This window comes from Thermatribacter velox (assembly GCF_038396615.1).
Lineage (GTDB): Bacteria > Atribacterota > Atribacteria > Atribacterales > Thermatribacteraceae > Thermatribacter > Thermatribacter velox.
Genome location: NZ_CP121689.1, coordinates 1,802,972 through 1,827,039 on the forward strand (window position 1 = coordinate 1,802,972; position 24,068 = coordinate 1,827,039).

Here is a 24,068-nt window from a genome sequence, read left to right on the forward strand (position 1 = left end):
CAACACGAAAAAAGAGGAATACCAAATGGTCAACGAAACTTTAAAATCCCGGGTTCTGGTTGTCAACGAAAACCAGTATTTCACGTTTCCCACTGGAACAACGCTTCTCAAGATTACTCAGAATCTTTATCCTGAAACATTTTACCAGATAATGTCAGCCCAGCTCGATGGACAGCTGGTTGATTTACACACCACAATCGACAAAGAAGAGTGTAAGGTAGAGTTTTTTTCTTTTGCACATCCTGAAGGAAAAAGAACCTACACCCGAAGTCTGCTCTTTCTTCTGGGCTGGGCTACCAAAGAAGTTTTTCCGGATGCCCGTCTAAAGGTCCTCCATTCCATCGGAGATGGGCTTTTCTGTAAGATAGAGAGAGAAAGCAAGACCCTGACTGCGCAGGAAATGGCACTCATCGAGCAAAAAATGCGGCAAAAAATCTCTGAGAACCGCCCCTTCAAAAAGGAAATAATGAGCTGGGAACAGGCCTTCCAAACCTACAGTGCCCAGAAACGAGAAGACCTTACTCTGCTTTTCAAATACTGGCGCATAGAAACCGTACCTACCTATTGCCTTGAAAATTATCGGGACTACTATTATGGACCCCTGTGCCCTTCCACAGGATACCTGAAAAGCTTTGGTTTCGTGTTGATACCACCCGGCTTTATTATTCAGTTGCCCACATCTTCCAACCTGGATACCTTGCCTCCTTACCTTTTTCGACCCAAACTTTTCCAGATCTTTCAAGAATCAGCGCAATGGGCGGAGATTGTCCAGATAGAAAACGTGGGTGAGTTAAATCAGGCCATAGTCCAGGGCAAAGGTAAAGAAATTGTTTCCATCTCGGAAGCACTCCATGAGAAAAAAATAGCCCAAATTGCAGATTTTATAACTCAGCGCCGGGGGGCTCTCAAGCTGGTACTCATAGCTGGGCCTTCCTCTTCTGGAAAAACAACTTTTGCCCGCAGACTATACACTCAGCTCAGGGTCAACGGCTGGAATCCTATTACCATCTCTCTCGATGACTATTTTCGTTCTCACCAAGAGTTCAAACACAAAAAACTTGCAGACTGGGAACGCCCCGAAGCCCTGGACCTTGAACTCTTTAAAAACCAGATTGCAGCTCTAATTGAAGGTCAGGAAGTGGAAATACCTCGCTACAATTTCATAACTGGAAGCCGAGAACGAACCGGCCAGAAAACCAAGCTGGAGCCCGAAGGCATAATTGTGGTGGAAGGCCTGCACGCTCTAAATCCCCTGCTCAGTCAGGAAATACCTGAAGAGCAGAAATTCAAAATATACGTAAGTGCCATAACCCAGATTAACCTTGACGACCACAACCGCATCTCCACCACCGACTGTCGCCTGGTACGAAGGCTGGTCCGTGACAATCAGTTTAGAAACAGTAGCGCTCAGGAAGTATTCAAAATGTGGCCTGCGGTCCGCAGGGGCGAAGAAGAATTCATCTTTCCTTTTCAGGAAGATGCCGATTTGATGTTTAACTCCTCGCTTATATACGAGCTGAGCATCCTGCGAACCTTTGCAGAACGCCTGCTGCGAGGTATTACTCCTGAAGAGGAAGAATACATCGAAGCCTACCGGCTATATAGCTTTCTTAATCACTTTATACCCCTTAGCCCCTCACTGGTTCCTTCCAATTCCATATTGCGGGAATTCATTGGTTAAAGAGCTTTGTTTTTTCGACGTGTGGCTTCCCGCAAGAGAAGATAGGCAGAGCGCACCAGGGCTTCCGTATCCTGATCCAGGTCAGCAATTTCTTCTTGGAGCTTGGTAACCTCTTCCATTATTCCTTCAAGAAAGCGCTGAGAAACAGAAACGGTTTTTTCAGAAGGTACAGCCACTGTTTCTCTGGCTACCAGGTCGAAACGTTCACCAAAATGAGGCACCAGGGTTTCTCTACCCTTTTCGCGCAGCAAAAGGGCAAATTGTTCAGCAACACTCTCTTCACCATGGACCACTACAAAGAGAGGCTGATTTTTAAAATAGTCTGTCCAACGCAAAAGGTCCTTTTGGTCAGCATGCGCTGAGAAACCATTGATGGTGTAAACCTTTGCTCGAACCGCAACCTCCTCACCCAGGATTCTGACCAGCCTGGCACCGTCCACAATCCTTCTTCCCAGAGTACCCTGAGCCTGGTATCCAACAAAAATCAAACTGGTGTTTTCTCTCCACAGAGCATGTTTGAGATGGTGCACAATACGTCCCCCATTGCACATACCACTTCCCGCAATCACCAGAGCCCGGTCAATATCGTTTATGCTTTTCGAGTCTTCAGGCGTACTCACATATTTTAAGCCAGAAAGATGAAAAGGGTTACGACCCTGCAAAACATAGCGTTCAATCTCCCCGGAGAGCAAAGAGAGGTACTTCTCATACAATCGCGTCGCTTTCTCACCCATGGGACTATCAAAATAACAGGGAAGGTCCAAAAGGCCCTGGTCTTTCAGGAGAGACAACTCATAAACAATGCGCTGTGCTCTGTCCACCACAAAAGAGGGAATGAGAACCTTCCCTCCTCCACTCTGGGCACTCAAGACAGCCTCCTTGAACTCAGATCGGGTATCTTCCAAAGAACGATGCCTGCGATTTCCGTAAGTAGACTCCACAATCACATAATCGGCTTCTTCAATCACCGGAGGGGAACCCTCCATAACGTTATCAAAGGGTCCCAGATCACCAGAAAAAACCAGCTTAATTCCAGAACACCACAATTCTACCAGCGCTGCACCCAGGATATGAGCCGCGTTCCTTAAAACAAACTCCGTTTCTCCATGGCGCATCAGCTGGTCATAACCCACCGGCTCGCACAGGGAAAGGGCTTCTCGCACCTCCTGTTCCCCAAAAAGAGGCTCCACCAGCTCCTGACCAGCGCGTTTCCTTTTGCGGTTTAAGCGGTCAGCTTCTTCCTGCATCAGTTTTACCGTGTCCAACCATAAAATCTCACAGAGCTCTATGGTGGGAGCAGTAGCATAGATTTTTCCCCGAAAACCTTCCTTGACAAGAAGCGGTATCCTTCCTGAATGATCCAGGTGAGCATGGGTTAAAATGACGAAATCCAGACTCTGGGCCGGAAAAGGCAGGGGTTGCTCATTACGGTGTTCACCTCGGCCCTGAAACATACCACAGTCCACCAGAAAACGTTGCTTCTCACCCTCCAGAAAATAACAGGAACCAGTAACCTCCCGAGCCGCTCCCCAAAAAGAAATCTGCAAAGAGAACACCTCCCTGTATTTCAGGCTTTAATTTTTTTCCGGGCTCGGTTTACAAGTGGAAGCAAAGTCGCATCGATAAAAGAATCGTCGTCCTGGAAAGGTTCTTCTACCTTAAAAAGAAACCAATGTTCTATATGTTCTACCGCCTCTCCAGGGGAAACTCTGCAGAGCGGGCTCAGGGTCTCCAGTTCCAGAAAGTCACCATTGGTAAACACCTCTACCGTGGAACCGAAATCAGGATACTTCATCCCCTCCTGGTAAGAAAAAAGCTTTAAAAAAACAAAATTCTCCACCCAGTACGCTGCCCATCCCTGAGTATTGCCAAATCCAGCTTTGTTAGGTGAAGCAATCTGCGGATCCTGCTTGAGAGTGACGTACTTTTGCCCCCACCTGAAGCGGGAATCACTCATATCAGTGTAACCCCAGAGGACCACCGGCCTTACCGGGGTAAGCAATTCCTGGTGAGAGATAAAAGGTTCTTGGGGCACAATAGCAAATCCACCAGGGCACATTACACTGAGCGCCCAGGCTGCAAATTCAATTTCCCATAAACCACGGTTAAAGATTTGGTGAGTTACCTTAACATGGTTTTCCTCTTCATCCATCTCCAGGATTATTCTCTTTTCAAGGTGAGTAGTCTTTTCCTCGGGTTGCGCCAGAACCAGCAAATTCTCTTCTCCTGAAACATTTACTGGTTGATTATCAGGATAATAGGTGCGAGGCTTGGCTTCCGGGGCATGCCAGAGGCGATGTCCTCCATAAAGCCGCCACTCTTCACCCCCTTTTTTGCCCAAATCAGCCGCTATCTCTCCAAAAACATTTTTTTCTCCTCGAAATCCAAAACGGATGATGCGGGGACCAACCTCCTGGGTTGCCACAAGCTCTATATGCTGATTACTCAACCGCACACACTGTTCCCATCCAGCATAGCTTACCTTTTCAAAAGCCATACCCTATCAACCTCCTTCTTGCAAATCACTCAAAAATGCCTTTAAAAATTTGAACAAATCTGGTGCCAGTTCCTGCCTTTTTAAGGCAAGAGCAATATTGGCTTTAAGATACCCGAGTTTACTCCCCACTTCAAAATGCTCCCCCCGAAAGCGCAAAGCCCAAATTTCTTCCTCCTCAAGAAGCCTTTCAAGAGCATCCGTCAATTGGACTTCGCCTCCTTTGCCGGGAGGCGTATCTTTCAAAATCGCAAAAATTGAAGGTGGAAGAAGATATCTTCCCACAATGGCCAGATTGGAAGGAGCGCATTTCGGGTCAGGCTTTTCAACCAGACCCCGCACTCTAAAAACCTCAGCAGTTACTTCCTCCGCCTCAACTATGCCCCAGGAAGAAACTTCTTCCGTTGCTACTTCCCGCACCGCAATCACTGCACCCCCTCGCTCTCTATAAACCTCCATGAGTTGGGCCAAACAAGGCGTTTCTGCACTGATTAAGTCATCAGCAAGCAAAACTGCAAAAGGCTCATCTCCTACAAAGTGCTCTGCACAAAGCACTGCATCGCCTAACCCCCGAGGCAATTTCTGACGGACGTAAAAGATCCGTGCATATTCAGCCACTTCCCGCACCAGCTCCAGAGACTCCCAATCTCCCCTCTCAGCCAGCTTCTGTTCAAGTTCGACTGCATAGTCAAAATAATCCTCAAGCGCTCTTTTCCCTCGTCCAGTTACAAAGAGCAAGCTCTCAATCCCCGAACGCAGAGCCTCTTCCACCACGTAGTGCACTGCTGGCTTATCCACTATGGGGAGCATCTCCTTGGGTTGCGCTTTGGTAGCTGGAAGCAAGCGGGTTCCCAGGCCAGCAACTGGAATCACAGCTTTTTTAATGGACCGCTTGGTTATTCCTTGTGGCAAAAGTGGTCCCTCCATATTTCATAAAATGCACCATAAAGATCAGAACACCCACCCCCAGAAGATAATCACCCACACTTACCACAAAAAACTTTCTAAAAAGAAGCGAGAAATAAGGCAGGACATCACCCAGAAAAAAAAGCCTTCCTGAACTGCTCAGGGCAACATATTCAGCAAATGCTCCCTGCCGCAAGCGCTCCACCAGAGAAAAAAGCCCCAGTCGCAGGGCCATATCCGTCCAGACGGGCATCCTTCCTTGATTAAAAAGCATTACCAAACAATTCAAAAGGGCACCCAGCGAGATAAGCTTAAATCCCCGCACTCTGAAACCTGAAAGAGAAGCCCCAAAAACCAAAAACATTCCAATCATTCCCAACCACCGCGACCAGGTAAAAGGAACCCAGAAGCTTGAAAAACGGATCAGAAAGCCGCCAACTATAACCCAGAAAGCAGGAATCCGAGCCTCGGCAAGCCTCCAGAGACTCCCTCTCCTCAACCAGCCCACCAGAATACCCAGCAGAAGAAAATCGGCAAGCATCATCGTTGGTCCTTCCCTTCTCCCCTCACAATGGCCTCGAGAACTTCCAGAATCACCTGGTCATAACGCCCCCGCTCATCATTTTTCATAATTTGCAACGCTTCCTGAACTGCAAAAGCCCGACGATAAGGGCGGTCCGAAGTAAGAGCATCAAAGGCATCGGCCACAGCAAGAATTCTTGCCTCAAGAGAAAGTTGGTCAGCCCGTTTGCCATCAGGATAACCGCTTCCATCGCAGCGCTCATGGTGAGAGCGTATGATTTCAGCAACCTCCCGCAAAAAATCCACGTTGGCCACAATTTCATACCCTACCAGGGGGTGGGTCTTAATAACCTCATACTCTGAAGTGGTAAGCTTTTGAGGCTTCAGCAAAATAGCATCTTTGATACCAATCTTTCCCACATCATGAAGAAGTGCAGCGTACTCCAGCATCTCCAAACGCCGGTCGGGTAATTTGAACCTACTGGCAATTTTAAGCGCAACCTGAGCTACCCGCAGAGAATGACCCTGGGTATAGGGGTCTTTGGCATCCAGAGCTGCAGTAAGCGCTCGCAAAAGCTCAAGATGCGTCTTCTTGGTTTCCACATAGAGCTTGAAAGAGTAACGGGCCACAAGAAGTGGAAAAAAGAAAAGGAGAATTCCTGCATACCCCACTGTGGAGTGAATAAGATAGAGAAGCACTGAAAGTGGAAACAAAGCAAAGTACTGAACCAGAATTCCGTTTATGTCTTGCTTCCATAAAGAACGCAGGGGCACCCCTTCGCTCAAAGAGATAACCCCCATCACCAAAAAGGCGTTGACTGCAAAAAAGGTCAAAACGGAAAGTACTATCGCTATATAAAGCTGAACGCTGGTCCAAGCAAAAGCATACCCTCCCAAAAGCTCAAAGACTCGGCCCGAAAAATAAGCAGAGAGCGCATATTGGGAGCCGTTAAAGAGCGCCTTGCGCAATCCAAACTTTGCAGTACCCAAAAACATGCCGCCAAAAGCAACCAAAGCAGCCACAAAAGGGGAAGAAAGCAGCATAACTCCATACACAATGGCAAAGCTCACCGATATTGCAGCCCGGTTGGGAAGAGGCACGGGCAAAAGCTCGGCAATCAAAGTGAGTGCCAAAAAAAAGAACAAAAAGAAGAAATTGGCAGAGGAAAGTTTGAAATTCCAAAGTGCCCAACCACAAATCAAAATTCCAGCAAGCGCTACTGCTACTATATACAAATTGAGGAATGCTTCTTTTCTCACGTTCACTTCCCACATCCGGAACGAGCCACCAGAAACTTAATTCCAGCTTCTTCGATGTTCGTTGCTACCTCCAAGAGAAGCCAGCGCCACTTGCCAGGACGATTGCCAAAAGGCCCAAAAGAATGCTTACCAATCTGGCCACTTTTTTCAGCCTCCTTTTCCCGTTCTCCGTCTCCCTCCGCTGAAGCTAAGAGACGGGAAATGGCCGCTCCGCTTACTTCCAAAGGTGGCCCGTTCCGGATCAAGGTTGGTTCTCAACGTACAGGATCAAACGACGGTTCACAGCATCCAAGGTAGCTCTGGCTACTGCCTCAGCTACTTCATCACCTACCAGCGCAGTGCCCACCAGCATGCTACCTGGACCTTTATCGGGGCGACAATCCACAAAGGAAAGCGCTACTTCCACATCGCCAAAATCCCGAACCGCTACCCCCCTCAGGGCAAAGAAAGAGGGAACGCCCACAATCTGGTTCAGGCAATCCAGAGTGGCCTCAGCTATGAGGTGATTCCACCCCCGACCGCTCCAGCCCTCTTCTTCAGCACTCGCGCGATAAATCTTACCCATAAACCGGATTTCTACCTCGGATTGCGCTCGGTTCATGCTCTTCCGCCAGCTTACACTCCACAAAACTGGTCTCTGTACCGCGTATGAAGACTCTGCCCGGTCATTTTCACCCACATCGAAAGCTACAACACTGATTTTTTTATGGTCTACTTCAAGACCAAACTTTGCCTTAAGCAGCGTTTCAATATCTCTGACCAGAAGCTTGGGAGGCTTGGAAGGTCTGGCAAGGACATGGACTTCAGCAACCGAACGTTCATCCCCCACAACCCGGGCTTTTAAAACCCCATCAATACATTGAATGGCACGCTCGACTTCGCTCAAAGGAACTTTTTGCTCTTCCATGGTCACTCAGTAAACAAGATCAATAAGACCGTAGTTCCCGTCTTTCCTTTTATATACCACTTTGACCCGCTGTTCATCAAGGTCTTTGAAAACAAAAAAATTATGTCCCAGAAATTCCATCTGCAAAATGGCATCCTCAAGGCTCATGGGACGCAGGACAAACTCTTTGGTTTTAACAATCTCTCCCGGACCAGGTTCACTCGTTTCTTTTCCAGGCTCCGCAAGAACAAACTCACCGGTTTCCACGTTTTCAACTTCTTCCTTCCGCAAAGCGCCTTTCTTTTGCAGCTTTTCCTTATGTCTTTTAATCTGGCGTTCCAGCTTGTCAATTACTGCATCAAAAGCTGTTCTCCAGTCCGGGCCATTGCTTTCCCCCCGAATTACGATGCCGCTTGCCGACATAGTCACTTCAACTTTGACCAATCCTCGCTCCAAGTAGAAATGAACTACTGTATCAAGAATGTTATGGAAAAACCGCTCCAACTTGGCGAGCTTGCGAGTTACATAATCCCGTACTAAGTCAGTAACTTCCAGATTCTTGCCTCTTACCACAACCTCCATACTGTTCACCCCTTTTCTCCAAGCTCTCTAACCACGACCTTTTCCTGCAACACCCGGGCAAGATGAAGATCGAAATAGCCAGCTCCGGGACACAAAGTATTGGCAAGCCCGCAGGCAGTAGCGAAACGTAAAATCCTTTCCACAGGCCACCTTCTCTCCAGACCAAAAACCATAGCGCCTACCAGGGTATCTCCAGAACCTATGCCATACGCTCCAACACGGCTGCCCTCTACGCTTACCAGGAAGCGCTTCAATCCCCAAGCAACCGTCAATCCCCGCGAGCCGTCAGAAAGAACTACAATCTCCACGCCCCGCTTCTTAAGTTCCGAAACCGCTTTCAGCTTATCTTCCTGCGAATCGATCGTCCAACCAAGAAGCTCTGTAGCTTCTTCTACATTAGGTTTTACCATAAAAGGAGGATTTTGAAAAGCGCTCCGCAAGGAAACACCTGAGGTATCCAGTACACCATAAGCACTCTTGCGTTGGGCCAGGGCCAGTAACTTTGCATACCAGGAACGTTGTACTCCACGTGGTAGCGAACCCGAAAGCACCAGATAATCTCCACTACATAGTTTTTCCTCCAGATACCGCTCAACCTGTAAAGTCGACCTCAGGGGGACCAGGGGTCCTGGTTCATTAATTACCGTGTGTCTGCCTGAACCCTCTTCGTGCAACACAGTAGTAACACGGGTTTCTCCTGCAACGGGGAAAAAGCAAAAAGCCAAACCTTCTTGCTTCAAAAAAGAAGCAAACCGCTCGCCCTGCCAACCCCCCAGAAAAAGCAGGAGCTCCGAAGTACCACCAATTGTCTTAATAGCCCGGGCAACGTTAACTCCCTTTCCACCTGCAACCTCCATGACCCTTTGCACCCGGTTTACCGCATTGAGAAGAAGCTGGCCCTCAAAAAACAGCATTCGGTCCCAGGCAGGGTTGGCACAGAGAACATAAATCATCAAACGTTCTCCTCGAGGAAAGTCTCCACCTCATCCTGAGTTGGCAAAGCAGGAATCGCTCCTTTTTTAAGCGTGGTCAACGCCCCCACTGCATTCGCTCTTTTTCCAGCATGTAGCAGTGCCTCTTCCGGAAGAGCATGTCCCTGCTTCAGCTCCTCCCAGAACATGTAGAGCGAACTCAAAAGTCCAGCTACAAACCCATCACCGGCACCAGTGGTATCCACTGAAGTAACCTGGAAACCAGGTACCCGGATTTGTCTTTCATTCTGACAAAGCAGACACCCTTCTTTACCCAGAGTGACCGCGAGTAAAGAAGGCTTACAATGAAACTGGATAAATTCTATTGCCTTTTGAAGATCCTTACAGGAAGCCACAAACATGGCTTCCTCCTCGTTCACTTTCACAACATCACTGCGACTCATAGCCTGGCGCATTCTGTCTCTCGCTGTATCAAGGTTTTTCCAGAGAGCAGGTCGCAAGTTGGGGTCGAAAGAAATCAAATAGCCATGTTTTTTAGCCAGAGAAAGTGCTTTCAGGGTAGCACTGTAAGCTGGCTCATGTGTCATGGTAAGCGAACCAAAATGGAAAACTCCCTTGCCCTGGAAACATTCCTCCTCAATGTCTTGCTGGTCTAAAAGAGTGTCTGCACCTGGTTCTCGATAGAAAACAAAATCTCTTTCTCCTTCTCTGGTTAGGGAAACAAAAGCAAGGGTGGTCTTCGCCCTATCGGTCATTTTCAAAAATCGGGTATTCACCTGGTTACTTTGCAAAACGTCTCTCAAAAACTCTCCAAAAGCATCCTGACCAACTTTGCCTACGAAAAAAGTTTCAATCCCCAATCTGGAAAGAGCTACTGCAACATTTGCCGGTGCCCCACCAGGAGCCTTTTCGAAAGCAGGAGCCTCCTTAAGCGACACCCCGTTTACCGTAGAAACAAAGTCAATTAGCAATTCTCCCAGACAAATCGCTTTCTTGTCCAACGAAACCACCCTTTCAGCTATTTAAACCTGAGCAATCCGACGATAAAAATCACGTAAGGCGGGATACAGATCCCTGTAAATAGCGTACAGCTTTTCATAAACTCTGCTCAATTCTGGATCTGGCTCTTCACAATGTGTGGTGCGCACAGCTTTTTTGCAAGCTTCCTCGACTGAAGCAAACTTTCCGGTACCCACGGAAGCAAGTAGCGCTGCACCAAAGGCAGGTCCTTCGTCAACTTCCACTCCATAAAGAGGAACTCCATAAACTGCGGCCTGAATCTTCCTCCACAGCACGGAGCGAGCACCACCTCCAATAGCACGTACTTCCTGAACGGGTATACCCATCTCCCTGATGATTTCAAAAGAGTCTCTCATGCCAAAGGTGACTCCTTCCATAACTGCCCGCACCATCTCATTCTTGCGATGCTTAAGAGTTAAACCAAAAAAGACGCCTCTTGCAAAAGGATCAGCATGGGGAGTCCGTTCTCCAGTAAGATAGGGCAAAAAGAGAAGTCCTTCGCCTCCAGGAGGTGCCAGAGCTGCTTCTTCGGAAAGCACTTCATAGGGGTCTTTCCCGAGCAGTTGCGAAACAGCCTGCTCTTCAAAGCCCAAACGATCCCGGAACCAACGCAACGAACCACCAGCAGAAAGCATAACACCCATCACATGCCATTTACCTGGAACGGCATGACAGAAAGTATGTACCCTACCTTTCTCGTCCACCTTCACGGTTTCGCTGAAAGCAAATACCACGCCAGAGGTCCCCAAGCTGGCCGAAACCAGGCCCGTTTCCACTATCCCTGTTCCCACTGCACCAGCAGCATTATCGCCACCACCAGCAACCACCGGGACTTTCTCTCGAAAGCCAAAACGTCGCACAATCTCCGACTTGAGATAACCGGTAACTTCTGGCGACTCAAAGCTGGGAGGGAACCAGTCCATCCGAAAACCCAGCGCCTCAATCAGTTCCGAAGACCACTTGCGTCTGGGAACATCGAAAAGAGAAGTACCAGAAGCGTCGGAAACATCAGTAGCGAAACCACCGGTGAGACAATACCGGATGTAATCTTTGGGCAGAAGCACTTTGGATACTTTTTGATACACCTCGGGCTCGTGTTTCTTAAGCCAGTAAATTTTGGGAGCGGTAAAACCAGGCAATACCGGGTTACAGTTAATTTGCATTATTTTTTCCAAACCCACTATTTCCGTAATTTCACGGCATTCCTCGGCAGTCCGCTGATCACACCAGAGAATGGCTGGTCGCAGAACTTCTCCCTGAGTATCCAGAAATACCGAACCGTGCATTTGACCAGTAAGACCCACACCAGCAATCTGTGCAGGATCAATGCCCCCAACCCGGACCACTTTTTCCATAGCTTGAAGGGTTGCTTGCCACCAGTCATGTGGATTTTGTTCTGCCCAGTTGGGACGGGGAGTAAACAAAGGGTATTCCTCCACGGAACGAGCAATGAACTGCCCCTCCTCATCAATAAGCACTACCTTACAGCCAGTGGTGCCTACATCGATACCCAGAAAATACTCCATAGCTACCCCTCCCATTTTTTCTAAAGAATTAGATTGAGCGGATCTTCTATAAAGCTCACCAGGGCACTCATGAACTTTGCGGCTGTGGCACCATCAATGATACGATGGTCGCAGGAAAGGGTGAGATTCCAGAGATGAGCCGCAATAATCTCTTTGCCATCAAAATAGGGTTTTTTCCGAATAGCTCCACAGGCCAAAATTGCCGATTGAGGCGGGTTGATAATCGCCGTAAAAGAATCCACCCCAAACATGCCCAGGTTGGATATGGTAAAGGTACCACCTTCCAGGTCTTCAGGAAGCAGCTTTCCTTCCCGTGCTTTCTGGACCAGCCTATTGGTTTCTTCCACTATGGAAGCAATGCTTTTTCGGTTGGCATCACGCAAAACAGGAACCACCAGACCCTCATCCAGAGCTACTGCTATGCCAATGTTTATCTGTTCATTGAATTGTATTTCCTCATCCAGAAAATAGGCATTAACCTCCGGGAACTCTTCCAGAACTCGGGCCACTATCTTGATGAGGATGTCGGTATAGGAAACCCGGTACCCGGTGCGTTTTTCCACCAAGGGGAGTAATCGCTCACGAAGAGCAACCAGTTCATCGGCCCGTACTTCCCGGGTAAGGAAAAAGTGGGGCTTACTCTGCACACTCTGAAGCATTCGTTGCGCAATAATCTTCCGCATCCTGGTAAGGGGCACAGTTTTTGAAACCCCAGGTCCGCTGGCAGCTTCCCTTGGTTTTAATTTCTGCTCTGCAATAAATTTCTCTATATCTCGCTTTATAATCCGTCCTCCCGGACCAGTACCCACAACCATAGTCAAATCAATACCATGCTCCATAGCTAAGCGTTTGGCAAGAGGAGAAACCTTTATTCTTTCTCCACTTTTTGTCTCCACGGTAAAAGCACCTTTTGGCTCAGCAGGGGCTTCTTCCCGAACTTCTTCCTGGCTTTCTTTCTCCGGTGCTTCCGCCACAGCCTCTGGAACAGCCTCTTCTTCAGAAGGTATTACTTCTCCTTCTTCACCTATGTAGGCCACAGTCTGGGTTATAGGTACCGTAGAACCTTCTGGATAAAGAATTTTAAGCACCACTCCCGAAGCCGGGGCTTCCACTTCCATATTTACCTTATCAGTTGCCACTTCAAAAAGCGGGTCTCCTTTCTCTACCCGGTCACCTTCCTTGACCAGCCACTTATTAATTACACCCTCTTCCATGGTAAGACCCAGTTTGGGCATGATTACCTTCTTGGCCATGTGTTACACTCCCTTCCTGTGCAAAATTCAGAATCAAGCGCGCGTTTGCCTTCATGGGACCTGTATCCTCAAGCACCAACGCCAGCTCCTCAGAGGGTCGAACGAGAATTTCCCGCTCCCCATCCAGAGCCAAAACACCGCTTTCTCCAGCAATGACCAGCGCCTCTCCCGGTTCCATAATACCAAATTTTTCAATGCCCACTTCCCTTACCAGGCCGGGAGCCAAAACAGCTTGCACCTTCTCGCCACAGGAGCTCAGAAAAGCGTAAGCACCCCTTTTCTCTTGAGGGGAAATGCTCAATAGGCGAGCAATGATGGAACTCAAACCCAATCTGGTAGGATCAGCCTGAGTTACAGCAACCATTTTTAAAGAGCGAGGATCCCACACTGCTCTGGCCCCAATGAAATTCCCGCTGGCCAGAGCTACATCTACCAGAGCCAAATCGGAAACATCTGAACAATTTTTACGCCTGATCCTGAGCACCTTGCTACGCTCAAGAACCCGATCAGGAGCAACTTTCCCTGCCAGAAAAAATCCCAGGGCCATGCCCATCAGAGTAGGGTCCAGATTTTCCGGGAAAACGTTGTTGGTGCCCACCGCTACGGGGAAAATAGGTACCAGCGCACTCTTTTTGGCAACCAATCGGTTGGTTCCATCCCCGCCAAAAGTGACCAGTGCGTCAACTCGGGCTTCGTTTACTGCAAAATCGGTAAAGGCAACGGTGTCAGTGGCATCGCCAAAAATGGGCATTGGAGCTTCTTCAAAAGAAAGCAAAGGCACGCGCCTCGGCAGGCTATCAAGAGCAGACTGCACCAGGCGATAGGGATCAGGCATAAACACAACTTTCACTTCCTTTTGTACGGTCGCTTGCAAACCCAGAAGAAAACGGGCAATCAGGGTAGTTTTTTCCCGATTGCCCACCACATTTCCATAGGCTACCAACCTGCGAATATCCTTACCAGCCTGGGGATTGGCTACCAGGCCGATGCTCTGCAGCTTCAATGGACCTCTTGCCCTCCAGTGACGTTTATCGCCTGTCCAGTCATGTAATCAGAATAGGAAGAGGCCAAAAAAACGGCTACGTTGGCAACATCCTCAACCGTGCATTCCCGGCCCAAAGGCACTTTCTCTACATACAGTTTGCGAACCTGCTCCGGAGGAACTCCCAATTTACGGGAATATTCCTTATCAAGGAGGTCCCACATGGGGGTCGAAAAAACATTTCCCGGACATATCGCGTTCACGTTGATTTTGTAAGGGGCGAGGTCTCTGGATACGCTTTGGGTAAGCCCAATGATACCAAACTTGGAAGCACAGTAGGCACCCAGCCACAAGCCTCCCGTTTTTCCAGATTTAGAACTTATGCTGATGATTTTGCCGCTTTTTTGCTGAATCATGTATTTGGCCACTTCCCGAATACAGAGAAAAGTTCCTTTTAGATTCACGTTTATTATAGCATCCCATATTTCTTCAGGAACGTCGGTAATAAAATGAGCACGAATAATGCCCGCAGAATTGACGAGTATATCTATATGTCCGAAATGCTCAAAAGTTTTTTTGACCGCTTCCGCAACTTCCTGGCTGTTGGTGACGTCGACTTTAAAGTACAACGCTTCGCGATTCTTACCTTTAATTTCCTGAGCAGTATTTTTGGCTCCCTCTTCGTTAAGGTCAAAACACGAAACGTGAGCTCCTTCGTCAGCAAAGCGCAAAGCAATGCCTTTCCCTATACCAGAAGCAGAGCCGGTAACAATGGCCACCTTATCTTTCAGAGGTAGAGGATCCATTTTTCCGTTCACCTCCCGAAACTTTTTATCTATCCATGGCCACCACGGCCTTGAGGGCTTCGCCTGAGCGAACCAGCTGGATACCCTCAACAACTTCGTCAAGACTCACCACGTGGGTAATGAGACTACGAGCATTAACCCGCTTGCGGTAAATCAGCTCTGCAGCCTCTTCGTACTGAGAGGCATGCGATGCAAAAACTCCAAAAACACCAATTTCCTTGTAGTGCACAATGTTGCTGTTAAAGGTAATAGTGGGGCGGTCTTTGGGTAAACCGCCGAAAAGGCTGATACGACCTCGGGGGGCGACCATTTCCAGGACTTCTTCCTGGGCCTGGTTTGAAGAAGCAGCAACAATAGCCACATCCACACCAAGACCCGACGTGACCTCCAGCACCTTATCCTTAAGATTTTCCTTGCTGGAGTTAACATAGAGGTCGGCTTCAACCCTCCGGGCAAGTTCCAGGCGACTTTCAGAGATATCGGCCAGAATGATCATCCCTGCTCCATGATTTTTAGCCATAACAACGTGCATGCAGCCAATAGGTCCGGCACCAACCACCAGGACCTTTTCCCCAAGGCCAATGTTTAAATAGGACTGGCCGTTGATCACGCAGGAAAGGGGTTCCACAAGGCTGAATTCCAGTAAGTCCGCATCTTCAGGAAGGACCAGCAAATTGCCCCGCTCTACCCCCTCCCGGGGCATGATCATGTACTCGGCAAAACCACCAGCATAGTGATATCCAATATATTTCTGCTCCGGACAGAGATTTTGAAGCCCTCGACGACAGTAATGGCATCTGCCACAGGAGATAACGGTAATCACTACTACCTTATCTCCCATCTGATAGCCACTGACTCCCTCTCCCAGCTCTACGATTTCACCAGCTATTTCGTGACCGGTTATCTGAGGAGGCTTTACATGATGATGTCCATGCTGAAAAATACGTACATCAGTACCGCAAATAGCACAGGCAGCCACCTTAATCAAGACTTCTCCAGGGCCAGGTCGAGGCGTCTCCACCTCTCGTACTTCTATGTTGCCCGGCCCCATGAAAAACGCCGCCTTCATAGTTTATCCTCTCCTTTCAAGATAACATTCTTTAGTGCAGGATAAATCCGCTGGTACACTTCAAATTTTTCCTGGTAACGCTCCTGAAATTCCCGCCGGGGCACAAAGGTTTCCTTCACCCGGACCAGCCGGTTGACCAACTCCCTTAAGCCTTGAATATTCTCTCTGGCCTTGCGCCCCAGAAGAGCTGCTCCCAAACAGGCAGCCTCAGAAACGTTGAGTGATTCAACCGGCATACCATACACATCAGCTTTAAGCTGCAACCATGCTCTGCTTTTGGCACCTCCACCAATAGCCCTTAAGCGTTCAACAACAACTCCTGCATCCTGTAACAGTTTCAAATTAAACTTCATCTCCAGACTAACTCCCTCAAGCAACGCTTTCACAAACTCTTTCTGAGAAGTCTCCAGCTTGAGCCCCACCACCACCCCACAGGAGTGACTGTCAAAGTAAGGAGTGCCAGTAGTTGTAAAGTGAGGAAGCACCAAAAGCGAAGTCGGCTGTTCAGGCAAATCGGAAAGAATCAACTCATATACATCTTGTCCCCTGCGTTGTGCTTCTTCTTTCTCCCAGCGGGCAAAGTTATCTCGGTACCAGCGTAGGATGGAACCCCCAGTGAAATTATAAACCAGCGTAGTGTAAAGACCAGGCAGAGCATGATGATAGCAACACAGGTTGTTGCTTCGCATTTCCTCAGAAAGCAAAAGCCTGTTCATGGCGGGTGCTATGCATTCTACAGTTCCAGTTGCATCCATGGCCAGTGCTGCTTTTACTACTCCTGACCCCAAGGCACCGCAGGGCTGGTCATGAGCGCCAACCCCTGCTATCACCTTCTCCTTCCATCCCATGCGCTCTCGGAAAGATGCGCTTACTTCCCCAGCCATTTCCCCAGAAGGAAGGGGACGAGCCAGGCGAGAGGGATCAACGCCAATCAGACCCAGTATTTCTGAAGACCAGTTCTCCTTTCGCACATCAAACATCATGGTGCGCCCAGCCAGTGAATAGCTGATTGCCGGCTCTACTCCCATTCTGAAGAGCACGAAATCCTCAAAACACAGGAAATAACGGCTTTGCTCAAAGATTTGCGGAAGGTTTTCTCTCCACCAGAGTATTTTGTTTGCAGTCCCAATCCCTGAAAGCGGCATGCCAGTAATCTCGAAAAAGCGCTTCTCTCCAACTTTTTCCCGAAAAAAAGGCACAAAAGCATCTCCCCGAGCATCAAAAGTCACGATGCTCCTTGCAAGTGCCCTGCCCTGTTCATCAACTGGTACCACTGCTTCGCCCTGGGAAGAAATAGCAATGCTCACTGGCGACCTGCCACCAAGTTTCGCAGTCACCTCCCTTAAGGACTCCTCAATCGCCGAAAAAACTTCCTCAGCATCCAGCTCTAACCATCCTGTTTGGGGAGCATAAAGAGGATACTCCCGATAGGCCTGTGCGAGAATCTCCCCGTTTTCACCAAAAGCAATCGCTTTGCAACCCGTTGTTCCCACATCCAAGCCAAGATAAACCATCCAACTCACCTGTTTAAAGGAGTTCTCTTATATAGCGAAGGATCTCCAGAGCATTGGCCTCTTTTTGCCATTCTCTCAGTTTGGCAACTTCTATCTTCTCCACAATCTGCAACAGGTACTTTATGTTTTCAATGCTCACCTGACAGGCTAAAGCCGGATCTTCTCGATAAGGAAAAATATCGAGGCCCAACCAGCCCGTATACTGAGATTTGTTCAGGTAATAGAAAAATTCCAGCGTTTCTATAAGGTGTACCGTACCAACGGCCATGTCGTCATCCCAATCGCGAAAATTGTCGTTTAAATGTAGAGCAAAGAGCTTCCCGTATTTATCAAGCATAGCTACCACATTACCCGGTGATTCCTTGCAGTTCAGAGCATGCCCAAAGTCTATGGTCACTCCAATGTTAGGAGCGCCAACTGCCAGAGAGAGAACAAGAGCAACGCCTGAAGTGGAAATAGTAGAGTGAGTCCGGGGTTCGCGAAGCTTGTATTCAAGGCTTAACTTGACTCGGGGGTTATGTGAAGCAATCTCCTGCAAAGCATCAACCAGTAAATCCCACTGGGCTCGATAATCGATTTGAAAGGGGTAGTCGAAGCCATCTTGACCCGGCCAGAGATTCATAACTTCGCTCCCCATCTGCTCAGCTATATCCATGGTATCTTTGGCAAGCTGGATGGCCTTTGTTCTTACCTCCTTGTTTTCCGAAATCAGGCTTCCCTTAGCAAAGAAGGGACTCCCAAACAAGTCCACCTCACAGGAAGCAACCTTGAGACCACGCTTTTCGAGTTCTTTGCGAACATGGTCTGCATTTTGAAAATTGAGGGGAGCAGGGTAATGAATCATAACTCCAGTAAGATCCTCAACTCCAGCGATGCGGTCCAGAGCTTCTTCGAGAGTAGAATCCTTCTTATACCCCCCGGTGCAAAAACGATCTGGACAGGACCCAAAAACCCAAACTCCAGTAGCAAATCCTTTAAATTTCATGCCAATCGCCTCCCTGGTTTTAAAAATGTTCAAGAGTGCTAAGTTCCCAATTAATTCCTTTCAACTGACCATATATTTTCTGGTAAATACGATAACGCTTCTCATAAACATCTTCTGGACAGGGCAAGATTTTTTCTTTTATGCGGACCATATTCGCCGCTCCTTCTTCACAACTCTTAAATAAACCACTTCCCAGACCAGCAAGTATAGCAGTACCCAGTGCCACCGCTTCACCGGTTTCCAGGGTGAAAACCGGTTTTCTCAGAATGTCGGCTTTCATCTGCAGCCATACCGCTGAACGAGCTCCGCCTCCTGTAGCTCTGAAATCAGAAACCGCCATCCCAAACTGCTCGAGGAGTTCCACGTTGAAGCGCATCTCAAAGGAAAGGCTCTCCAGGATAGCGCGCAAAATCTCAAAGCGGGAGCTTCCCAGAGTAAGACCCAGAATAGCCCCCCGGGAATGCTCATCAAGATAAGGCGTTCCTGAACCTGCAAAATGAGGCAAAATAAGGAGCGAAGAAGGCCGAGCAGGAATACGTTCGATAAGCACCTGATAGACGTCTTTCCCCTCTTTTTGAGCAATTTGTTTTTCCTCCTGCCCAAATTCATCCCGGAACCAGCGCAGCAAAGAACCACCAGAAGCAATATAGGCCAGAGTAAGATAGTGACCTTCCACAACATGGGGGTAACAGCAAAAACTATTACGCATCATAGCTTCATCAAAAGGGGGATTTTCCCCCAGATTAAGAGCCACACATTCTGAAGTACCAATCCCATACATGGCTTCACCAGCCTTGCTCGCCGCACATCCCAGTACACCGCAGGGTTGGTCATGGCCCCCGCTGGCCACCAGAGGACTCCTGTCCAGTCCAATTTCCTCGGCAACACTTTTGGAAAGCCTCCCCACCACTTTTCCTGAAGGGACTGGCTCAGAAAGACGACTTTTATCAATTCCTATCAGTTTGAGAATCTCTGGAGACCACTCCTTGCGCCGCACATCAAACATCATGGTGCGCCCAGCCAGTGAATAATCGATAAAAGGACCCTCGCCAGTTAATCTGAAGAGCACATAATCTTCCACGCATACAAATTTCCAGGCTTCCTCAAATACCCGGGGCGCGTTATCTTTTAACCAGAGGATTTTGTTCGCCGAATACATGCCGTGAAGTGGCATACCAGTTATTTGGTAAATTGGCCAGTTTCCCAGTTTTTCCTTCCAGAACTCGACATAATGGTGAGAGCGGGTGTCAAAGTTACAAATCACATTGGTCAGTGCCTTTCCTTCCTTAGAGAGGGGCAAAAGCGATTCTCCGTGCGAGGTAACACCTATCGCTTCCAGCGGTTCTCTCAAGGAAGCAACTGCCTCTTTAAGGGCCTCAACGACTGCTTTCCAGATAAGTTCAGGATTTATCTCCAACCATCCCGGCTGGGGAACAACAAAAGGGTATTCCCGATAGGCCTGAGCAAGTATTTCACCTTTGAGGTTAAAAATGACCACTTTGCAACCACTGGTCCCAACATCGATGCCTCCTATTGCCACGGTCTATGCCTCCTTTTTCAGGAAAAATCGAGAACTAAAGGTTGCCAACAACAGCCCACTGAGCACAAGAACAAAAAAGAAAATAGAGCGCAGACCCAGATGGTCACCAAGAAAACCAAAGAGGTAAGGGAAAATCAAGGCCCCCAAACCTCCAAAGCCCACAACAAAACCCACACAGGCAAAGTGGTTCTCTTCAATGCGGGAGGTCAAATGAGCGATAATTAACGGCCAGATTCCCGAACATCCCAGACCTAAACCGCCAAAAGCCACCAGAGCAAGTTCCACACGACTTGTAAAGAGCAAAAACAAAAGCGAAATTATGTTAATCCCGCTTCCTATTCGTAAAAGAAGAGAATAATCCAAAAACCGGGAAAGGAAAGCAAACAGAAAACGACCCATGGTAATCATTGCCCAGAAAACTGCAATAGCTGCTCCTCCCCAGAAGACCGTGCCCTGCAACTCCCGCACCAGATAAGTGCTCATCCAGGAAGAAGAACCAATTTCTGCTCCCACATATAAAAGCATTGCCAGGGCTAAAATACCCAAAAACCCTTTCCACCTGGAAAGAAATTCCCTACTGATTTTTTCTCTCTGTGACACAGATACCCCAAAAAGGTCCCTGGATCTGAAAATCAGAGTAGCCAGAAACATTGCCACAACTAAAAGCAAAATATAGAGAAGACGCCAGGGGACTCCGCGCGAAAGCAGAAAACCGGTGAGAAAGGGCCCTGCGCTTGCGCCTACTCCAAAGAAAACCTGGCTCAGGTTGAGTGCATACCCCTCGTCACCCGGAAAGAAGCGCGAAATCACTGTAGTCAAAGGAGCCTCAAGCAAACCCCCTCCAGCGCCAAGCAAAAGCATTCCCAACGCAAGATAGAGAAAGGAGACAGCCACTCCCAACATGGCAAAACCAGCAATCAGGAAGAGATAGCAAACAAAAAGCACCCACCCTCCACCGAAAAACTGAGCCGACCAACCACTCAGGAAGGTTAAAATTACATAGCTCAGATAATACATGAAAAACAGCCTTCCCCCAAGAGTGGCTGATAGCTTAAACTCTTGAAGCCAGACCGGTAAAACAGCACCATGCATAATCATCGATATGGCCAGGAATAAAAAGGAAACCCCTGCCAGAACAAAGAGCTTGGTCTTACTTTCCATAAAAGTTTGCTATAGCCTCCTTCCAATACTCAACACTTTGCTTCATACTGGGAATGACGCTTTCCTCGCTGAGTGCATGAGCCGAGTAGAAAAACTCGAAAACCAGGATGGTCTTTTTGGCACCAGATTTTTCAATGGCTTCCAGGACTTTCTCGGGAACAATGACTCCCTGTGCATTATATTCTTCAGTAAAAGGCCAGTGACGACTACCCTTGCGGTCCGTCTGCTGAATATGAATGGAAGGAGAAAGATGTGCCAGCTCTCGCAACCAAGCATAGGCGTCCAGATCCCGAGGGTCTGAAGAACGTAGATAGCCATGTCCTACATCCAAGCAAAGCAAAACCGGAAGATACGACTTCTTGTTCACAAGGTCCAGCATCCGCTTGGTTTCATCAATAGTGCAAGGAAGCTCTCGAGGTAAAGACATGGGTTCCCAGAGAAAATATTTTTGACCGCTCTGGCGGGCCACAAAGGTCAAATAGACAATTTCCTCAAGCAAAACTTCAATCAAGAAACCCTTGCGCTGAGGGTCGCGCTCATCAAGCTGACTGAGACTACCCACGTAAATGCCGGAAGCCTCGGCACCAAGGAGCGTACCCATGCGTACCAGCTTTTCGTACCAGCGAAGGTAACACCTGCGCATGCCCGGGTCTGGCTGTAAAAGAAGATTAAATTTATGAGCAGCCTCTCCAGTAGAAACAGTGTCGATGGAGACTCCCTTTGCCTGAGCTAACTCCCGGATGTAGGCACACTTCTCTTTTATTATCTCGTCATCAATGATTACTGGATCCAGTAAATCTACCGAAAACTGCACATGCTCAAGACCCAGTTCATCCTTAACCACCCGGAGCCACTCTTCGGGCTCCGGGAACCTGCCAATAGCGAAACAATTGTTGATGCCCAGCTGTATTTCAGCCATCTATATCTCTCCCTTTACAAGTTTTCGCGCTGCCTCCACAATGTCTTCAGTGAGGGGAATAGAATTATCCTCAAGGTACCGGCTACAGGGCACAGGCGCATCCTTGGCCCCCAAGCGGACCACGGGAGCATCCAGATAATCAAAGGCATTTTCCACAATCTGCATGCCAATTTCAGCACCAGCGCCACCTGTTTTACAACCCTCATGCACAATAATCACTCTACCAGTCTTGCGAATAGAATTACAGATGGTTTCTATGTCCAGGGGCAGTAAAGTACGCGGGTCAACAACTTCAATTTCAATACCCTCTTTAGCAAGAATCTCGGCTGCCTCAAGCGCCCTGAGAACCATTCTGGAGTAAGCGACCACAGTAACATCCTTACCCTCTCTTTTTACGTCTGCAAGACCCAGAGGAATGATGTATTCCTCTTCAGGAACCAGCCCTTTAGTATTGTAAAGCATCTTGTGCTCGATAAAAAGCACTGGATTGTCTTCTCGTATGGCTGCCTTGAGCAAGCCTTTGGCATCAAAGGGAGTAGCTGGCATCACCACTTTAAGACCGGGAACATGTACAAACCAGGATTCAAGGCTCTGGGCATGCTGGGCACCTGAAGAGCGACCACATCCACCTTCAGTACGAATAACCATGGGAACGCGAGCCTTACCGCCAAACATATAGCGAATTTTCGCTCCCTGATTGACCAGCTGGTCCATGCACAGGGTCATAAAGTCCACATACATGATTTCACCCACTGGACGCAAGCCAGTTACTGCAGCGCCAACACAGCACCCCACAATCGCCGCTTCAGAAATCGGAGTGTTGCGGACTCGTTCCCCTCCGAACTCCTGCCAGAGCCCACGAGTAACCCCATAAGCTCCCCCATAGAGCGCAATATCTTCACCAAGTAACACCACGTTTTCATCTCGACGAAGTTCCTCTCGCAAAGCCTCATTAAGTGCTTCCCGATAGGTCAATTCTCTCATCTTTTCCTGAGGAGCATACTCTGAAATGGAACGCACCACTTTGGTACCTTTCTTGCGCTCAATCTCTGCAAAGTCCTCTTCAACATAAACATCCCGAGTAATCTCCTCAAGAGGTGGATAGGGGCTTTTTTCCGCAAACTCAATTGCTTCTTCAACTTCTTTCTCTACTTCAGCATCGATACCTTTAATTTCTTCCTCAGTAGCAATGCCGTTTTCAAGCAGGTACTTGCGAAAGTTCTTTATAGGATCTCTCTCTTTCCACTGTTTTTCTTCTTCCCGGGTACGATAGGCACGGGGGTCACTTTTAGAATGCCCCAGATACCGATACGTCTTGCACTCAATAAGTGTTGGCCCCTCACCACGCCGGGCACGTTCTGCAGCCTGCTCAACAGCTTCTTTTACAGCCAAAACATCCATGCCATCCACTACCACCCCAGGAATACCGTAAGCCTGAGCGCGTTCGGCAATATCCTGAATTGGGAAAGCTTCAGCCACAGGAGTAGACATAGCATAGAGGTTGTTCTCACAGACAAAAACCACTGGTAGTTTCCATACCGAAGCCAGGTTCACTGCTTCGTGAAAGGCCCCGGTGTTCGCTGCTCCATCACCAAAGAAACAAACCGTTACCTTACCCGTATTTTTATACCGAGCAGTGAGCCCCGAGCCAACTGCAATGGGGATGCCTCCGCCTACAATGCCATTGGCACCCAGATTGCCAGCATCCAGGTCTGCAATATGCAGTGAACCACCCTTACCCTTACAATAGCCGGTTATCTTACCATAGAGCTCGGCCATCATCCGGTCCAGAGTAGCTCCTTTAGCAATACAGTGTCCGTGACCCCGATGAGTGGAAGTTATGTAATCATCAGGGTTAATGGCGTTGCAGGCACCCACAGCTACTGCTTCTTCACCAATGTAAAGATGGGTTGTCCCTCTTATCCGATCTTGCGCAAAAAGGTCGCTCACTGTCTCCTCAAAACGCCTAATACGCAACATATCCCGGTACATTTTGAGAAGCTTTTCTTTGGATTCCATGAGAAAACCTC

The 24,068-nt window shown here is 48.4% G+C and carries 22 protein-coding genes; 1 reads left to right on the plus strand and 21 read right to left on the minus strand.

Annotation, left to right across the window (positions count from 1 at the left end; all coding sequences use genetic code 11):
• The first annotated feature begins 25 nt into the window (after nt 1–25).
• Nucleotides 26–1,681, plus strand: coding sequence for a hypothetical protein (locus QBE54_RS08925; protein ID WP_369017843.1), 1,656 nt, complete (start codon nt 26–28; stop codon nt 1,679–1,681).
• On the opposite strand, the gene QBE54_RS08930 is transcribed toward QBE54_RS08925, so the two are convergent.
• Genes QBE54_RS08930 through pdhA form a run of 21 tightly spaced genes read right to left on the minus strand, consistent with a single transcriptional unit; the run spans nt 1,678 to nt 24,057 of the window.
• A complete protein-coding gene (locus QBE54_RS08930) occupies nt 1,678–3,228 on the minus strand; it encodes an MBL fold metallo-hydrolase RNA specificity domain-containing protein (RefSeq protein ID WP_369017844.1) in 1,551 nt (516 codons plus the stop codon). The genes QBE54_RS08925 and QBE54_RS08930 overlap by 4 nt on opposite strands.
• A 20-nt stretch (nt 3,229–3,248) precedes the next feature.
• Nucleotides 3,249–4,178 (minus strand): hypothetical protein, encoded by a 930-nt coding sequence (locus tag QBE54_RS08935; protein ID WP_369017845.1) that lies wholly within the window; start codon nt 4,176–4,178, stop codon nt 3,249–3,251.
• A gap of 6 nt (nt 4,179–4,184) precedes the next feature.
• The gene (gene galU, locus QBE54_RS08940) at nt 4,185–5,087 is read right to left on the minus strand and encodes a UTP--glucose-1-phosphate uridylyltransferase GalU (protein WP_369017846.1); all 903 of its coding nucleotides are present in this window, start codon (nt 5,085–5,087) and stop codon (nt 4,185–4,187) included.
• Complete coding sequence (locus tag QBE54_RS08945) at nt 5,056–5,625, minus strand: DUF5317 family protein (protein ID WP_369017847.1); 570 nt, start codon at nt 5,623–5,625, stop codon at nt 5,056–5,058. The genes galU and QBE54_RS08945 overlap by 32 nt, the downstream gene beginning before the upstream one ends.
• Complete coding sequence (locus tag QBE54_RS08950; protein ID WP_369017848.1) at nt 5,622–6,878, minus strand: HD-GYP domain-containing protein; 1,257 nt, start codon at nt 6,876–6,878, stop codon at nt 5,622–5,624. The genes QBE54_RS08945 and QBE54_RS08950 overlap by 4 nt, the downstream gene beginning before the upstream one ends.
• Nucleotides 6,866–7,108 (minus strand): hypothetical protein, encoded by a 243-nt coding sequence (locus QBE54_RS08955; RefSeq protein ID WP_369017849.1) that lies wholly within the window; start codon nt 7,106–7,108, stop codon nt 6,866–6,868. The genes QBE54_RS08950 and QBE54_RS08955 overlap by 13 nt, the downstream gene beginning before the upstream one ends.
• Nucleotides 7,105–7,770 carry a hypothetical protein gene (locus tag QBE54_RS08960; protein WP_369019427.1) on the minus strand — a complete coding sequence of 222 codons (666 nt, stop codon included), beginning with the start codon at nt 7,768–7,770 and terminating at the stop codon, nt 7,105–7,107. Before QBE54_RS08960 ends, QBE54_RS08955 begins: the two co-directional genes overlap by 4 nt.
• 6 nt (nt 7,771–7,776) lie before the next feature.
• A complete protein-coding gene (gene raiA, locus QBE54_RS08965; RefSeq protein WP_369017850.1) occupies nt 7,777–8,331 on the minus strand; it encodes a ribosome-associated translation inhibitor RaiA in 555 nt (184 codons plus the stop codon).
• Between the two features lie 5 nt (nt 8,332–8,336).
• Entirely contained in the window at nt 8,337–9,284 is a 948-nt protein-coding gene (locus QBE54_RS08970; protein WP_369017851.1) for a 1-phosphofructokinase family hexose kinase, read from the minus strand.
• On the minus strand, nt 9,284–10,273 hold the full coding sequence (locus QBE54_RS08975) for a PfkB family carbohydrate kinase (RefSeq protein WP_369017852.1): 990 nt from the start codon (nt 10,271–10,273) through the stop codon (nt 9,284–9,286). The genes QBE54_RS08970 and QBE54_RS08975 overlap by 1 nt, the downstream gene beginning before the upstream one ends.
• A gap of 12 nt (nt 10,274–10,285) precedes the next feature.
• Complete coding sequence (xylB, locus tag QBE54_RS08980) at nt 10,286–11,809, minus strand: xylulokinase (protein WP_369017853.1); 1,524 nt, start codon at nt 11,807–11,809, stop codon at nt 10,286–10,288.
• Between the two features lie 20 nt (nt 11,810–11,829).
• Nucleotides 11,830–13,062: a dihydrolipoamide acetyltransferase family protein gene (locus tag QBE54_RS08985; protein ID WP_369017854.1), complete on the minus strand. Its 1,233-nt coding sequence runs from the start codon at nt 13,060–13,062 to the stop codon at nt 11,830–11,832.
• A complete protein-coding gene (locus QBE54_RS08990) occupies nt 13,004–14,065 on the minus strand; it encodes an NAD(+)/NADH kinase (protein WP_369017855.1) in 1,062 nt (353 codons plus the stop codon). The genes QBE54_RS08985 and QBE54_RS08990 overlap by 59 nt, the downstream gene beginning before the upstream one ends.
• The gene (locus QBE54_RS08995) at nt 14,062–14,850 is read right to left on the minus strand and encodes a glucose 1-dehydrogenase (RefSeq protein ID WP_369017856.1); all 789 of its coding nucleotides are present in this window, start codon (nt 14,848–14,850) and stop codon (nt 14,062–14,064) included. The genes QBE54_RS08990 and QBE54_RS08995 overlap by 4 nt, the downstream gene beginning before the upstream one ends.
• A gap of 25 nt (nt 14,851–14,875) precedes the next feature.
• Complete coding sequence (locus tag QBE54_RS09000; protein WP_369017857.1) at nt 14,876–15,919, minus strand: zinc-dependent dehydrogenase; 1,044 nt, start codon at nt 15,917–15,919, stop codon at nt 14,876–14,878.
• Nucleotides 15,916–17,433, minus strand: coding sequence for an L-fuculokinase (locus QBE54_RS09005; protein WP_369019428.1), 1,518 nt, complete (start codon nt 17,431–17,433; stop codon nt 15,916–15,918). Before QBE54_RS09005 ends, QBE54_RS09000 begins: the two co-directional genes overlap by 4 nt.
• Before the next feature lie 13 nt (nt 17,434–17,446).
• Nucleotides 17,447–18,418 (minus strand): sugar phosphate isomerase/epimerase family protein, encoded by a 972-nt coding sequence (locus QBE54_RS09010; protein WP_369017858.1) that lies wholly within the window; start codon nt 18,416–18,418, stop codon nt 17,447–17,449.
• Nucleotides 18,419–18,437: 19 nt separating this feature from the next.
• Nucleotides 18,438–19,958 (minus strand): L-fuculokinase, encoded by a 1,521-nt coding sequence (locus QBE54_RS09015; RefSeq protein WP_369017859.1) that lies wholly within the window; start codon nt 19,956–19,958, stop codon nt 18,438–18,440.
• A gap of 3 nt (nt 19,959–19,961) precedes the next feature.
• The gene (locus QBE54_RS09020; protein ID WP_369017860.1) at nt 19,962–21,119 is read right to left on the minus strand and encodes a sugar MFS transporter; all 1,158 of its coding nucleotides are present in this window, start codon (nt 21,117–21,119) and stop codon (nt 19,962–19,964) included.
• Nucleotides 21,109–22,038: a sugar phosphate isomerase/epimerase family protein gene (locus QBE54_RS09025; protein ID WP_369017861.1), complete on the minus strand. Its 930-nt coding sequence runs from the start codon at nt 22,036–22,038 to the stop codon at nt 21,109–21,111. The genes QBE54_RS09020 and QBE54_RS09025 overlap by 11 nt, the downstream gene beginning before the upstream one ends.
• Nucleotides 22,039–24,057 (minus strand): pyruvate dehydrogenase (acetyl-transferring) E1 component subunit alpha, encoded by a 2,019-nt coding sequence (gene pdhA / locus QBE54_RS09030; protein WP_369017862.1) that lies wholly within the window; start codon nt 24,055–24,057, stop codon nt 22,039–22,041.
• Nucleotides 24,058–24,068 lie beyond the last annotated feature (11 nt).

Coding starts and splice junctions, on each gene's coding strand:
- QBE54_RS09005 (WP_369019428.1), bottom strand. CDS start 17,433: ATGGTTTATCTTGGCTTGGATGTGGGAACAACGGGTTGCAAAGCGATT.
- QBE54_RS08985 (WP_369017854.1), bottom strand. CDS start 13,062: ATGGCCAAGAAGGTAATCATGCCCAAACTGGGTCTTACCATGGAAGAG.
- QBE54_RS09010 (WP_369017858.1), bottom strand. CDS start 18,418: ATGAAATTTAAAGGATTTGCTACTGGAGTTTGGGTTTTTGGGTCCTGT.
- QBE54_RS08935 (WP_369017845.1), bottom strand. CDS start 4,178: ATGGCTTTTGAAAAGGTAAGCTATGCTGGATGGGAACAGTGTGTGCGG.
- QBE54_RS08950 (WP_369017848.1), bottom strand. CDS start 6,878: ATGTGGGAAGTGAACGTGAGAAAAGAAGCATTCCTCAATTTGTATATA.
- QBE54_RS08945 (WP_369017847.1), bottom strand. CDS start 5,625: ATGATGCTTGCCGATTTTCTTCTGCTGGGTATTCTGGTGGGCTGGTTG.
- QBE54_RS08960 (WP_369019427.1), bottom strand. CDS start 7,770: ATGGAAGAGCAAAAAGTTCCTTTGAGCGAAGTCGAGCGTGCCATTCAA.
- QBE54_RS09020 (WP_369017860.1), bottom strand. CDS start 21,119: ATGGAAAGTAAGACCAAGCTCTTTGTTCTGGCAGGGGTTTCCTTTTTA.
- raiA (WP_369017850.1), bottom strand. CDS start 8,331: ATGGAGGTTGTGGTAAGAGGCAAGAATCTGGAAGTTACTGACTTAGTA.
- QBE54_RS08970 (WP_369017851.1), bottom strand. CDS start 9,284: ATGATTTATGTTCTCTGTGCCAACCCTGCCTGGGACCGAATGCTGTTT.
- pdhA (WP_369017862.1), bottom strand. CDS start 24,057: ATGGAATCCAAAGAAAAGCTTCTCAAAATGTACCGGGATATGTTGCGT.
- QBE54_RS08925 (WP_369017843.1), top strand. CDS start 26: ATGGTCAACGAAACTTTAAAATCCCGGGTTCTGGTTGTCAACGAAAAC.
- QBE54_RS09000 (WP_369017857.1), bottom strand. CDS start 15,919: ATGAAGGCGGCGTTTTTCATGGGGCCGGGCAACATAGAAGTACGAGAG.
- xylB (WP_369017853.1), bottom strand. CDS start 11,809: ATGGAGTATTTTCTGGGTATCGATGTAGGCACCACTGGCTGTAAGGTA.
- QBE54_RS09025 (WP_369017861.1), bottom strand. CDS start 22,038: ATGGCTGAAATACAGCTGGGCATCAACAATTGTTTCGCTATTGGCAGG.
- QBE54_RS08995 (WP_369017856.1), bottom strand. CDS start 14,850: ATGGATCCTCTACCTCTGAAAGATAAGGTGGCCATTGTTACCGGCTCT.